Origin of the sequence: Roseiconus nitratireducens (assembly GCF_008629675.1) — a bacterium.
In the GTDB taxonomy this organism is placed as follows: Bacteria; Planctomycetota; Planctomycetia; order Pirellulales; family Pirellulaceae; genus Stieleria; species Stieleria nitratireducens.
In genome coordinates this window covers 128,730-142,764 of record NZ_VWOX01000015.1, presented here as the reverse complement: position 1 = coordinate 142,764, position 14,035 = coordinate 128,730, and the positions used below count along the sequence as shown (strand labels likewise).

At 61.7% G+C, this 14,035-nt stretch carries 5 protein-coding genes; 1 reads left to right on the top strand and 4 read right to left on the bottom strand.

Translation table 11 applies throughout. From position 1 onward, the window contains the following. Positions 1-20: 20 nt before the first annotated feature. Both FYK55_RS22530 and FYK55_RS22525 read right to left on the bottom strand, forming a co-directional pair. Positions 21-2,636 (bottom strand): DNA gyrase subunit B, encoded by a 2,616-nt coding sequence (locus tag FYK55_RS22530; protein ID WP_150078870.1) that lies wholly within the window; start codon positions 2,634-2,636, stop codon positions 21-23. Positions 2,637-2,863: 227 nt separating this feature from the next. Then, positions 2,864-3,496 carry a thymidine kinase gene (locus FYK55_RS22525; protein ID WP_150078869.1) on the bottom strand — a complete coding sequence of 211 codons (633 nt, stop codon included), beginning with the start codon at positions 3,494-3,496 and terminating at the stop codon, positions 2,864-2,866. Between the two features lie 132 nt (positions 3,497-3,628). Between FYK55_RS22525 and leuS the strand changes: the two genes are divergently transcribed. Beyond that, positions 3,629-6,463: a leucine--tRNA ligase gene (gene leuS / locus FYK55_RS22520; RefSeq protein WP_150078868.1), complete on the top strand. Its 2,835-nt coding sequence runs from the start codon at positions 3,629-3,631 to the stop codon at positions 6,461-6,463. Positions 6,464-6,791: 328 nt separating this feature from the next. On the opposite strand, the gene FYK55_RS22515 is transcribed toward leuS, so the two are convergent. Continuing rightward, positions 6,792-8,261: a DUF1501 domain-containing protein gene (locus FYK55_RS22515; protein ID WP_150078867.1), complete on the bottom strand. Its 1,470-nt coding sequence runs from the start codon at positions 8,259-8,261 to the stop codon at positions 6,792-6,794. Positions 8,262-8,292: 31 nt separating this feature from the next. Then, positions 8,293-13,413 (bottom strand): DUF1549 domain-containing protein, encoded by a 5,121-nt coding sequence (locus FYK55_RS22510; protein WP_235908906.1) that lies wholly within the window; start codon positions 13,411-13,413, stop codon positions 8,293-8,295. Between the last annotated feature and the right edge of the window lie 622 nt (positions 13,414-14,035).

Sequence of the window (14,035 nt, the reverse complement as noted above, 5' to 3'; positions counted from 1 at the left end):
GTTGCCGGGCAGGTTGCCGGCTACACGTCCAGGTTGCGGACGTCCAAGGCGTGCTTCTCGATGAATTCGCGTCGCGGTTCGACTTTGTCACCCATCAGCAGGCGGAACATTTCGTCGGCCGCACCGGCATCCTTCATGTTGACTTTGATCAGCGTCCGGTTTTCCGGATCGAGGGTGGTCTCGCGAAGTTCTTCCGCGTTCATTTCACCCAGCCCTTTAAAGCGGGTGACCTGCAATCCTTTTTCACCGGCGGCGCGGATTTCGGGAAGCAGTTCCCGCAGGTCTTCCATCGGCCGGCGGATGTCTTCCCCGCGAACCAGTTCAAAGCGGGGCGTGGTCAATCCGGTTCGATCCGCCGGGATCAGGTCTTCCAGGTTGAAACCCAGCACCGCCAATTCTTTCAGCCCGCTGTTGATCGTGTTGACCTCGTGCAGTTCGGTCAGGTGGGCGATCAGCCGCGGCGGTTCCTCGGATTCCGCCTCGGAGGTGGCTTCGGACTCGCTACCCCCAGCGGCTTCTTCGCCAGCGGCTTCATCCTCAACGCCTTCTTCCTCGGGGGCTTCATCTCCCAGGGTTTCGTCGTCGAGCACCAAATGGTTTTCGTTCAGGAAATCTTCCACGCCGTCGGGGCTTTGAAACCACCGTTCTTCGTTGCCAAACGTGAGGTGCCAGGCGGGCAGCCTGTTGGAGACCGGATCGAGCCGCTGGGAATGGATTCGCAGATTCACCCCGCGGCGTTCCAGTGCCAGGATGGCGTCCTCCATCGAAGCCAACGCGGTGCACAGCTTCCGCATCAGTTCGCCTTCGATGCGGCGACCATCCTCGGCTTCAAACTGCGTGTCGCTCAAACCGCGGTCAAGCAGCTGGCTTTTCATCTCCTCTTCGGTCTGGACGTAGTACTTGGACCGCCCGTGGGTGACCCGGAACAGCGGCGGCTGGGCGACGTAGACGTGCCCGTCGGCAACCAACTGATACATTTGCCGATAGAAGAAGCACAGCAGCAGCGTGCGGATGTGGCTGCCGTCGACGTCGGCATCGGTCATGATCACGATTTTGTTGTACCGACGTTTGGAAATGTCCTGGTCGGCACCGATCCCGGTGCCGATGGCCTGGATCATGGACCGCACCTCCTCGTTGGCCAGGACCTTGTCTTCGCGGCTCTTGTAGGCGTTGATGATTTTTCCGCGGAGCGGCAGGATGGCTTGGTAGTCGCGCATCCGACCCCCTTCGGCCGATCCACCGGCCGAGTCACCTTCCACCAGGTACAGTTCGCAGCGATCCATTTCCTTGCTGATGCAATCGCGAAGCTTGCCGGGCAAGCCGCCGCCGCCCAGCGCGTCTTTCCGTTTCCGCAACAGATCCTTGGCTTTCCGAGCCGCCTCGCGAGCCTCGCTGGCCAGCAAGGCTTTGCGGACAATCGTTTTGGCGGTGCGCGGATTCTCTTCCAAGTACTTGGCCAGGCTTTCGCCGACCACGGTGTTAAGCGTGCTTTCAACTTCGGCGTTGGAAAGCTTGTTCTTGGTCTGACTTTGGAACCGCGGTTCGGGCACGCGAACGCTGATGATGGCCGTCAAGCCTTCGCGGAAATCATCGCCCGTGGGCGGATTGCCTTTGAACAGGTTTTCCTTCCTGCCGTAGTTGTTCAGCGTCCTCGTCAGGGCGCTGCGGAATCCGCTGACGTGGGTTCCGCCGTCTTCGGTGTGAATGTTGTTGACGTACGATTGCACACTCTCGGAGTATTCCGTGGTGTACTGCATCGCGATTTCGTATTCGATGTCATCGCGGGTCCCGCTGAATTCGATCACATCGGAATGGATGGGATCGCTGGTGCGGTTGAGGTGTTCGATGAATTCCGCGACGCCGCGTTCGTACTTGTAATCGCCGCCTTCGCCGTTGCGCTCGTCCAGGAACTTGATCCGCACGCCGGAGTTCAGGAACGCCAACTCCTGCAGCCGGCGATTGAGGACGTCGAAGACGAATTTGGTGGTGGAGAAGATCTCCGGGTCGGGTTTGAACGTCGTCTTGGTGCCGGTCTTTTTGGTCGCGTGACCGCGTTTGACCGGTTCGACCGCGACGCCGCGTTCGTATTGTTGGTGCCAGGTGTACCCGTCGCGGCTGACTTCGACCTCGGCCCACTGCGACAGGAAGTTGACGACGGTCACGCCGACGCCGTGCAGCCCGCCGGAGGTTTGGTACGCGCCTTTTTGAAACTTGCCACCGAATTTCAGCACCGTCATCACGCCTTCCAGGGTGCTGACTTCGCGCTCGGCTTCGGCGGAGAGCTGTTCGTGTTTGGCGACCGGAATGCCGCGCCCGTCGTCCTCGACCGTGACGCTGCCGTCGTTGTGCACGGTGACCGAGACGGTCGTCGCGAACCCCGCCATGGCTTCATCGATCGAGTTGTCCACGACCTCGCTGACCAGGTGGTGCAGCCCGTTGCGGTCGGTGTCACCGACGTACATCCCGGGCCGTTCGCGGACGTGTTCCAAGTCCGACAAGTGTTGCAGGTCGTCGCTGTCGTAGGCGTCGTTGGCCGTCCTGGCGATCGATTCCGCGACCGAGCGGGGCGTGGGTTCGACCGGGGGGGTGTGTTCGGGTTCGGGGGCGGACGAGTCGGAAGAGGGAGCGTCGCTCATTGAGACCTGAAAAGGAGGCGTGAATGGGGGCCGCGTGGGTGGATCACTACGATGCGAAAATCCGCCGAAAACCGGGCAAATCGCCGAAACCGCGGAGGCCGGAGCTGGGTCCCGACGCGAGCCGCATTTGGCAGCCGAATTGTAGCGTTTTTAGGTGACTTCCGCGACGTGGGGTGGCCGCCGACCGGGCACGCCAACGAGAGCCGAAAACGGCCCGCCGAGCCGTCTCAGGCCGGCTCGGAATCGTCCAGGGTGTCCAACAGCGGCAACTCCCCGGCGGCCGGCCGGCTCAGTCCCTCCTTGAAATGTCGCCGGCACACCGAAATGTACCGCTCGTTGCCGCCGATCTGGATTTGACGGCCGTCCTTGATCGGCCGCCCCCGGTCGTCGATTCGCAACACCATCGTGGCTTTGCGTCCACAATGGCAAATCGTTTTGATTTCGCTGATCGTGTCGGCCCAGGCGAGCAACATTTCGCTTCCGGCGAACAAATTGCCCTGGAAATCGGTCCTCAGCCCATAGGCCATCACCGGAACGTCCAGCCCGTCGCAAACGTCGCTCAGCTGGCGGACCTGCGGACGTGTCAGGAATTGGGCTTCATCGACCAGGACACAGTGCAGGGCGGACTCCTCGTGGGCGCGGTCAACGATTCCGTGCAGGTTATCGGCGGTGGTGAACGTTCGCGCGGGCGCCTGCAACCCGATCCGGCTGGCCACCGTCCCCGCCTTCACGCGGGTATCGATCTCCGGCAGCAGGATCATCGTCCGCATGCCACGTTCGCGGTAGTTGTGACTGCACTGCAACAGGATCGTTGATTTTCCCGCGTTCATCGCGGAGTAATAAAAGTACAGCTTTGCCACGCTTGACCCGCTACTTACGCCAAAATCGCCAATCCTTAGAATCTGCTACCACCGACGCCCAAACCAGGCCGGCGCGACCGGCAACGGCGGTCGGCCGTCTCCCGCTATCCCAACCATCCCCATTCGACCGACATGCCGCGTTACAACCCTGCCGATATCGAACCGCGTTGGCAAGCCTACTGGGAAGAGAATAAGACCTTTGCGACGCCCGAAAACCCGGGCGGCAAGAAGCGCTACGTGTTGGACATGTTCCCCTATCCCAGCGGCGACGGCCTGCATGTCGGCCATCCGGAGGGCTACACCGCCACCGACATCGTTTCCCGCTTTGCCCGGATGCGTGGGGAAAGCGTGTTGCACCCGATGGGCTTCGATGCCTTCGGGTTGCCCGCCGAGGAACACGCGATCAAGACCGGGGAGCATCCCCGGATTCAGACTCAACGCAACATCGATAACTTCACCCGCCAGTTGAAGATGTTGGGTTTCAGCTACGACTGGGACCGTGTCCTTGCCACCACCGACGAAGCCTATTTTCGTTGGACCCAGTGGATCTTCCTGGTGCTCTTTGACACCTGGTTTGATGCGGAACAGCAAGTCGGCCGCCCGATCGCCGAATTGCCGATCCCCGATTCGGTTCGCGCCGAAGGCCCCCGTGCGGTGGACGCGTACGTGGATTCCCGCCGCCTGGCCTACCAAGACGACGCCCTGGTCAACTGGTGCCCGGAACTGGGGACGGTGCTGGCCAACGAGGAAGTCGTCGACGGCAAGAGCGAGGTCGGCGGGCACCCGGTGAAGCGGATCCCGTTGCGGCAGTGGATGTTGCGGATCACCGACTACGCCGAACGGTTGTTGGAGGGGCTGGACGATTTGGAGTGGCCCGAAGGAATCAAAAAACTGCAGTCCGACTGGATCGGACGAAGCACGGGAGCGGAGGTCGATTTTTTCGTCGGCCAGGAGGAGCAGTTCGAAACATGGAAATCGGCCCGCGGTGAATCGGGATTTCCCCAACGCCCCGGCGGCGACGCGCTGCGCGTTTACACGACCCGGCCGGACACGTTGTTCGGGGCGACCTACATGGTGGTGTCGCCGGAACATCCGATGTTGCCGCAGTTGACCGCGTCCGATCAGGCCGATGCGGTCACGGCTTACTGCGAGAAAGCTTCGTTCAAGTCGGATCGCGAACGGACCGAAGGTGACCGGGAAAAAACCGGGGTGTTCACCGGCAGCCACGCCATCAATCCGGTGAACGGAAAACCCATTCCGATCTGGGTGGCCGACTACGTCCTGGCCGGCTACGGAACCGGGGCGATCATGGCCGTCCCGGCGCACGATGAACGTGACTTCGAGTTTGCCGTGAAATACGACCTGCCGGTGATTGCCGTCGTTGAGCCGCCGGCCGACGCGGAGAACCGAGCTGAAATCCTGGCCGGCAAGGCTTGCTTCGCCGCCGTCGGAAACGCCATCAACAGCGGATCGCTGGATGGACTGGACACCGCGGAAGTCAAAACGAAGATCACCGCCCGACTGTCCGGCGAAGGCTTGGGAAAACAAGCGGTCAACTACAAATTACGGGACTGGTTGTTCAGCCGACAACGGTTCTGGGGGGAACCGTTCCCGATCCTGCACGAAGTCGATCAGGACGGACGCGAAACCGGCCGGATGCGCGGCGTTGATCCGTCCGAGCTGCCCGTGCGGCTGCCGGAACTGGAGGACTTCAAACCCCATGGACGTCCGGAGCCGCCGTTGGCCAAAGCCGGTGAGGATTGGCTGTACGTGACCATCGACGGCCAACGCTACCGAAGAGAGACCAACACGATGCCGCAGTGGGCCGGATCCTGCTGGTACTACCTGCGGTACATCGATCCGCACAACGATGCCCGGTTGGTGGATCCGGAGAAGGAATCCGCCTGGATGCCAGTCGACCTGTATGTCGGAGGTGCGGAGCACGCCGTGCTGCACCTGCTGTATTCGCGGTTCTGGCACAAGGTGTTGTACGATCGCGGTCACGTGTCCACGCCCGAGCCGTTCCGGCGATTGGTCAACCAGGGCATGATCCTGGGCGAGGTGGAGTTCACCGCTTACTTCGATCCCGACGACCAGCCCGTGAGCAGCCAACACGTTCGCAAGAGTCCGGAAGGGGGACGTCAAAGCAAGGACGGTCGCCCCGTCGTCGCCAAGCCCGTCGCCGAAGACCAGGTCGAGAAGAAAGGTGAAGGCTTCGTGTTGAAATCCGATCCGTCGATCCGCATCGACAGTCGGGCTCACAAGATGTCCAAAAGTCGCGGCAACGTGGTCAATCCCGATGTGGTGGTCAAAGAATACGGCGCCGACGCCTTGCGGCTGTATGAGATGTTCATGGGGCCGCTGGAAGCCACCAAGCCTTGGTCCATGGCAGGCGTCGGCGGGGTCCGCAGTTTTCTCGATCGTGTTTGGCGGATGATCGTGGATGATCAGTGCGACGATCTGGTGCTGCAACCCGGATTGAGCGACGCCGACGGCGACGAAGACCAGAATCGGATGTTGCACGCGACGATCAAGAAGGTCACCGAAGACACCGAGTCGATGAGCTTCAACACGGCGATCGCCCGGATGATGGAGTTCACCAATTTCTTCACTCGCTGCGAAACTCGCCCCGTCGCCGCGATGAAAAACTTCCTGATTCTGCTGTCGCCCTATGCCCCGCACCTGTGCGAAGAATTATGGAAGATCCTTGGTCAGCAGGGATCCATCGCACACCAACCCTGGCCGAGTTGGGACGAAGCCGCTTTGGTCCAAAGCTCGATCGAAGTTCCCGTCCAGTTCAACGGCAAGGTCAAGACGAAGATTCACGTGTCGCCCGATTCGAAGCCCGATCAGATGATCGAAGCGGCGTTGGCCGATGACCGCGTGCAGGAAATGTTGGCCGGGAAAAACGTCGTGAAAAAAATCGCCGTCCCCGGCCGTCTGGTCAACCTGGTCGTGAAGCCTTAAAGGCAACCGGCCTGAGAATGAGGTGAAGCAAAAAAAGCAAAGCCTCCGGTCGCAAGACGACGAAAGCTCCCTGACATCGGCGCAAGCCGACGGAAACGGCGGGGCAGGAAAAGACGCGATTATCTGAAATTCACCCTCCCTCCGGGAGGGTCAAAGGTGAGGCACGAGCCTTTGGGGAGGGTGCCTTAAGGAACCAGCTGAAATCAATGCGTCGGCCGTGCCCTCCCCGCGTCGTCGCAAGCTCCTCCGCGACCCTCCCGGAGGGAGGGTGAAGCAAAGCTGCACGACCGAAAGGCGCGAGGATACAAAGCTTCAACCGCTGCGGAAATCAGCTCAGCAGCGACGTCAACGCGTGGGCCTTGACCAGTTCGCGGGGCTGGTTCAAGTGGTTGTAGACGATTGTTTCGGGATCGATCCCGAAACTGTGATAGATCGTCGCCAGCAATTCTGACGGATGGACGGGGTCTTCCAGCGGGGCCGAAGCCGTTTTGTCGCTCTTGCCGTGCACGTAGCCGCGACGTGTTCCCGCGCCGGCCATGACCGCCGTGTAGCAATAGGGCCAGTGATCGCGGCCGTCGTCGGAATTGTTGTTGCCGCTGGTGCTGACACCGCGTTGCGGGCTGCGTCCGAATTCGCCGACGGCGACGACCAGCGTGTCTTCCAGCATGCCCCGCTGGTCCAGGTCTTCGATCAAAGACGACAGGCCGTTGTCCAGCATCGGCGCCGATTGGTCTTTCATCCGTTTGCTCAACCCGCTGTGGTGGTCCCAGGAGTGGTTGTCGCTGTTGGCGACCTTGGGCCAGATCACCTCCACCACGCGCGTGCCGGCTTCGACCAGGCGTCGGGCCAACAGGCAGCTCTGGCCGAAGGTGTTGCGCCCGTACTGGTCGCGCAAGGCATCCGGTTCGCTGTTCAGGTCGAACGCTTCGCGGGCCCGGCCGGAGACGATCAGCGACAGAGCGCGGTCGTAGTACTCGTCCAGTTCGAAGTTCTCCACGGCCTTGTTGATTTCCGGCATTTGCGCGTTCAGCAGATCCCTCAACTGGGCTCGGCGTTGCAACCGCACGCTGAACACCTCGGGACGCAACCGCAGATCTTCGACCTTGATGCGATTCATCTTGCTCATGTCCATGTCGTCGCCATCCGGATACAGCGTGTACGGATCGAACGACTTGCCCAGGAATCCCGCGGTGCCGCCTTTGCCGACGACATTGGATTCCTGCAGCGGACGTGGCAACATGACGAACGGCAGCATCGGTTCGTCGATCGGGCGCATCTTGATGATGTTGCTGCCGAAGTTTGGGAAGTCCTTGGGGCTGGGCGGTTCCAACTGTCCCGACGGGCTGACCTTGTCGGTCGTGTAGCCGGTCATCATCTGGTAGATCGCCGCGGTGTGGTTGAACAGACCGTTGGGCGTGTAAGACATCGACCGGATCATGGTGAAGCGATCGTTCAGCTGACTCAGCCGCGGCAGGTTTTCCGTGAACTTGATGCCCGGCAGCTTCGTGCTGATCGGATTGAACTGGCTTTTGACGTTGTCGGGAACGTTTTCCTTGGGGTCCCAGAGGTCCAAGTGGCTGGGGCCTCCCTGCAGGTAGACCATGATGATGCTTTTGGCCTTGCCCCAGCCGGCACCGCCGACGGAGGCTTCGCCGGCCGAGGCGCTTTGCAGTTGCAGCAATGAGGGGAGCGACAAGCCCAACATCCCACAGCCACCGACGCGCAGAAACGTCCGGCGGGTCGGTGCGAGATGAGGATCGCACAGATCTTTCGCGGGAAAGCCTTTGAAAGAAAGCATGGCGGAATCTCCGGGTCGGGGTGGAGTGGGATCAGTGATTGAACAGGAATGCGGGGCTGTTGATCAGCGCCCAGGTCAAGTCTTCGGCGGCCGTCAAACGCAGGTGTCCGACTTGCTCGGTGCTTTGCTGGACGTCTTCGCGCAACTGCACCAACGAAGGATCATCCGGGGTGGGTTGGCGGAGTGCATCACGGCGTTGTTCCAGGCGGACCACGTCGGGGTGCGGCGGCACCGCTCGTTTCGCTTCGGCGACCGCGGCTTGCGCTTTGGCAAGTTCGGCGTCGGTCTTGGCGAAGTAGTCGCGGAGCAGCTTCTTGTCTTCGTCGCTACGGGCATCGGCCGAGTTGGAGACGACGGCCCGCAGCGTTTCGGGAAGGTCCAGCGGGATCTCACCGGTCGCGGTGGTCACACTGATGCGGAAACGCCCCAAGCGGTGCTCGGCGGCGTTGTGGAACTGGTGCAGTTTGAACGTCAGCACGCAGCCGTCCGGATTCTCGATCGGTTCCTTCAGCGTGAAGGTTGCCCAGTGGTCGACGCCGGTCGCGCCGGACACGGCCCATCCGCCCTGGTCACGCGTTTTTCCGTCGAAAGTCGCCTCTGCCGAGAAGTTCGATTGCAGAAAGTCCGCTTTGCCGCTGGCGATCGCGACCGACTGCGGTTTCGACTTTTCGCCCTTTGGCGACTGGCTCAGTTCCACCTCGGTCAGCACAAAGTTTCCGTTCGCTGGCAGTCCGGGGCCGGAGGAGGGCAACCGCGAATCCGAAAGCGCCTCGATCCGAAAGCCGGTGATCCGCGGCAGCGAGGTGGGGTATTGAATCGTGTAGACGCCTTTGTCCTTGGGCCCGGATGCCAGGATCGATCGATCGTCCAGCGTCGTCAGCACCGCCTTGTTCGTGGCGGTCGCTCGCGAGGGCAGCAGCGGATGCCATTCGACGGCCTGCTGGTGGTCTTTTTCCCACTGGACGATCCGCTGCGTCAGGCTTTCGTCGGCAGCTTGCCGTTGCTTCTCCGCTTCGGCGATTCTGGCTTCACGCTCCTTTGCCAGGCGTTCCTGTTCCGGCCGGACCGCTTCGATCTTGGCCTGCAACTCCGCTTCGACCTTGGCCAGGGCATCCTGACGCTGTTGTTCCAGTTCGGCTTTGCGAACCTTCCACTGCTCCTCCTTGGTTTGCAGTTGCTGCAGCAGACGTTCGTGGTCCCGCTGGATCTGTTGCTTGATTTGATCAAAGGCGGCAAATTCGGCTTCGGTCGGCAGGCGACCCAGCGAACGCAAAAAGATCTCTTCGGCCAAAGCTCGGTCGTCGGGGCACTCCGCGACGATCTGCTCCAATTCGTTCTTCGGATCGGAAATCGCCGATGCGATGGTGGGGCCGCTGATCAGCGCCATGATCGGACCGAGCTGCAATTCACTGGAGCGTTCGCATTCACAGGCGCTCTCGCGTGCCGGTCGGCCCAGATTCTGCAGGAATCCGTCCGCTAATTTGACTCCCGAATCGGTCAGCTCGGCGGCGCGAGTCCCTTTGGGCATGCCGGGGATTTCCGTGACGGCGCCGGTCAGTCGATGGACGGCGTCGTAGATCACCTCCGCCGGCAATCGCCGCGGCAGGGCGTGCGAGTAATTCAACGCGTCGTCTTCATTCAGCGGGTTCGTCTGGACGCCCAACTGGTAGGTGCGGCTGTTGCAAATCTCCCTCAGCACCGACTTCACGTCGAAGTTGGACGCGATGAATTCTCGGGTCAGGTGGTCCAGCAATTCCGGATTGGTCGGTGGGTTGCCCGCCCGGATGTCGTCGATCGGTTCGATCAGCCCCTTGCCCAGCAGGTAGCCCCACAAGCGGTTGGCAAAGCTGCGTGCGAAGTACGGGTTGTCCGGGTCCGTCATCCACTCGGCCAACTGTTCGCGCCGGGTCGCGTCGGGATCGATCTGGCAGGGAACCTCGTAGGGGAACAGCGGCGGGGCGACTTCACCGGTGCGGGCGTGTTCCATTTCGCCTTCGCCCCTGTCGACGACTTTTTCGTACAGCGGTTTGGCGCCTTCGACCGCGGTGCCTCCGATCCGCTTGTTGCCCGAGGCCGGATCGGTTTCCAGCCCGACCCGGCTGAAGAACGCCGCCAATTCGTAATACTGGTCCTGGGTCCAGCGTTCAAACGGATGGTCGTGGCACTTGTTGCAATTGAATCGGATGCCCAAGAACAGGTGAGTGGTGTTCTCCATCGTGTCCTCGGGATTCCGCAAGACCTTGAAATAGCTGGCCGCGGGGTTGTCCTTATTGGACCCGGACGCCGTCAGAATCTGGCGGACGAATTCGTCGTACGGACGGTTCTCGGCAATCGCACTGCGAATCCACTCGCGGTACTTCTGGCTGCCCTCAACTCCCAGGAACTTTCGATTGACCTGCAACAGGTCCGCCCATTTGTTCGTCCAGTATTCGACGTAGGCCTCGCTGGAAAGCAATTCGTCGACGACACGTGAGCGCTTAACACGGGTCGGAGCGGGGTCCTGCAGGAACGCTCGCACCGCTTCGCTGGTCGGCGGCAGCCCGGTCAGGTCCAGGGTGACGCGTCGCAGGAACGTGGCGTCATCGGCCAGGTCACTGGGGACGACCTTGACGCGATCCCACTTCTTGGCGACCAATTCGTCGATCTTCGACCACGTTTCGTACTCTCGCGTCTGGTAGCCCGGGCGTTCCCCCATCACCGTCAACGTGGTCGCGACATAGTTCCCTTCGTAGCGTGCCAGGATCGGCGCTTCCCCACGGCGGACCGCCGTCACCAGGCCGGTGCGATCGGTGGTGGCGACCTCGGAATTGCCGCTCTCGACAAACGCCTCGCGTGTCACATCGCGTCGGCTGCCGTCGGTGTAATGAGCCACCAGGCGAACCTGCTGCTGCGTGCCGATGGACTGGACGACCGGATTGCTGGGGAAGATCTCCAAGCGGTTGACGCGCGGGGCGTCCAGGTTCAGCTGGCTACCGTCGGCAATCCAACGCCGCAGGATGGCGTGGTACGGATCGCACTGGCTCATCAACGCGCCGCCCTGGTGCGGCGCCAGACCCAGCGGTTTTCGCAGCATCAACGATTCCTGAGGCGCCGCCGGGTTGATTCGTCGCGCGGCCAGGTCGTCGGTCAACGCTCGCAGGTCAAAGATCGGGTCGTAGCCACGCAGGGAAAGTTTGAAGCCCGCCTTGCCCTTCTGAGCACCGTGGCAGGTTCCCTGGTTGCAGCCCAATCGGCTGAGCACCGGATTGACGTCACGGATGAAGTCGACCTTGCCTGGATCAGCCAGTTCATCCGACCCCGAGACCGCGGTCGCGGCGATCGGAACGGAGGCCTGCAGTTGTCCGAAGTGGACCAGCAGTTCGCCGCTGCCGTCGCCGATCGGACGCACCATTCCGGTGCCCGTGTGGGTCAGCCAATCCGGCGCCACGATGTCGCATTGACGCGTGACATCCACCTTCGTTCCATCCGCGGTGGTCGCGGTGACGAGCAGCTGGCAGTAGGCGTAAGGAGAATTCAGTTCGATGGAGGACGGTTGGATTTCGATCGCAGAGACCGATGCGTCGTCCACCGGATCTTCGGAACGCGTTTCAATTTGCTCGGTCCAATTCGCTGCGTCGAACGTGTTCGCGATGGAAACTTCGCTGTCCGAATCCGGGACGACGTTGAACGTCTCCGCGAGCTGGCCGTCGGGCGTCAAGCGTCGCAGTTGTCCATCGGAGGACGTGATCACCAGAGACTGGTCCGGCGCGAAACTGATCGCGTACACGGCCGCATCGTCCAACGACCAGGCGGCCAGTTGTTGCGTCGACTTACCGCGGTATTCGTCAATCTTCTGTTTCTCTTCGGCCGAGCGATCGGCAATCCGCTTGGCCATCATTTTCTTTAGCTCGTCGGTCAGCGTCCCATCGAAGTCGTAGCTCCAGACGCGGACTTCGCTCTTCCCGTTCAAGGTCGCCGCCGCAGCAATCCGGGATCCGTCGTCACTGATGTCGACGCTGAAGATGCGGCCGCGTAGTTCCGGAAGTTCCCGGATCAAGTTGGCGTCGTCGCCGATCTTGCGCGCCGTTTCCCGGAAGATGCGGTAGACCTTGGCGACGCCGTCGGCACCCCCGACCACGATCTCGTTCCGCGAGGGGTGCACCGCGACGCTGGACAGTCCGCCGGACAGGGCTCCCGGAGTGATCGACGTGACGTTGTCGACAAACCGCTCGGTGGCCACCTCGGTCAATTTGCAGGACATGTCTCTGGCCACCGAAACCAGGTGGGTCCCGTCGGGTGTGAATCCGACGTCCTGGATCCAGTCTTCGTGGGCACCCTGAAACAGGACCTGTTCTCCGGTTTCCGCATCGATCGCGCGGACGACGTTGTCGGTTGCGCCGAACGCCAGTTTCGTGGCATCGGGTGACCAACCCAATCCGGCGAGTGCGTCATAGGTCAGGGTTTTCGAGAGTAACAAGTCTCCTGAAGCGGGGTCCCAGATCTGGACTTCGCCCTGGACCGAAGGCGTGCCACCGACCGCTGCCAACTTCTTTCCGTCCGGCGAGAAACCGACGGCATTGATTCGAGGACTCATGCCAACCAGCCGGGCAACCAGGCTTCCGTCCTGGGCGTCCAGCAACAAGACCTCGTGATACGCGGCCAGGGCGATCCGCTTGCCGTCCGGCGAGACATCGACCGAAGGAATCGACGGAGCCGCACTGTATTGTGGCGGGTTGGTCCGGCTATAGATCGGCCCGGTATCGCCGAGGTCGTTCTCGGCGCCCTGGGCGATCCAGCGGCGGATCAATTCAACTTCGACGTCGCTGAGCGGTTTGGCGGGCGGGAGCGGCATCGCCGCCTGGCCGTCGTCGACGGTGATTTGCGAGACCAGATAACTTTGATCGGGTTTGCCGGGAACGATCGCCGGTTCTCCGGTTTCCCCGCCGGCGACCAGCGACTGGAAGTTGGTCATCAGGTAATCGCCGCGCTGCTTGGCACCTTGGTGGCACCCGTAGCAGTTCTTCCGCAGAATCGGTTCGATCTGCTCCTTGAAGCTGATGGGCGATTCTGTCGCCGATTCGGCCGGACGCGGTTCGTCAGCGGTAACGGTCGTGACGACGAGCAGGGCAAGCGCAGCGGAGATCCCGCTGCCAAGATCGATCAATGATTTCACGGTAGATACCTGCGAGCAAATCGAGCGTGCCCGTGAGAGTCGATCGCCTTTGCGTGTGACTGGGTGTCGATTCGAACCAGCGAATCACGTCACAAGGGGGACGATTCTCGGCGAGGACGCGTCTTTCTGACAAACGCCGGTCCGACACCGAGAACGCCCGTTAGAGTGACCAGGACGTTCCGTGCAGGTAGCCCAGGAAGGGGCAGGCGGGGTCGCCAAATCCGACGCAAGGGAAAGATTCGGCACCCCTAAACGATACTGCGGGAAGATTGATTCGTCAACATTCTTCCTGCCGCCACGCAAGCTGCCCCGGCGGTGATGCGCAGGGCGAAATCCAGTTTCCCGGGCCTGGAAAAGACCTGCCTTCTGAGATTCATCCTCCCCGCGTCGTCGCGTGCCCCGCCGCGACCTCCCGGCGGCTGGTTGAAATCTGTCGTCACCGATCTTCGCCGCGGATCTGCCACGTTTCACGCCAAGCTGGGCCAGCAGATTGCGTGCGGTGGGAGGTCGTCATTGGACCGGGCGGAGGCGTCATTGGATCGGGCGGTTCGGCCGGTCAGTCTCTCTTGAATGCCCCGGCGGGGCCGTGGTGGGCTCAATTGCCCACATCTTGAGCGTTGCC

Excerpts from the sequence above, each read along its gene's own strand:
- FYK55_RS22515 (WP_150078867.1), bottom strand. The coding sequence starts at position 8,261 with ATGCTTTCTTTCAAAGGCTTTCCCGCGAAAGATCTGTGCGATCCTCAT.
- leuS (WP_150078868.1), top strand. The coding sequence starts at position 3,629 with ATGCCGCGTTACAACCCTGCCGATATCGAACCGCGTTGGCAAGCCTAC.
- FYK55_RS22530 (WP_150078870.1), bottom strand. The coding sequence starts at position 2,636 with ATGAGCGACGCTCCCTCTTCCGACTCGTCCGCCCCCGAACCCGAACAC.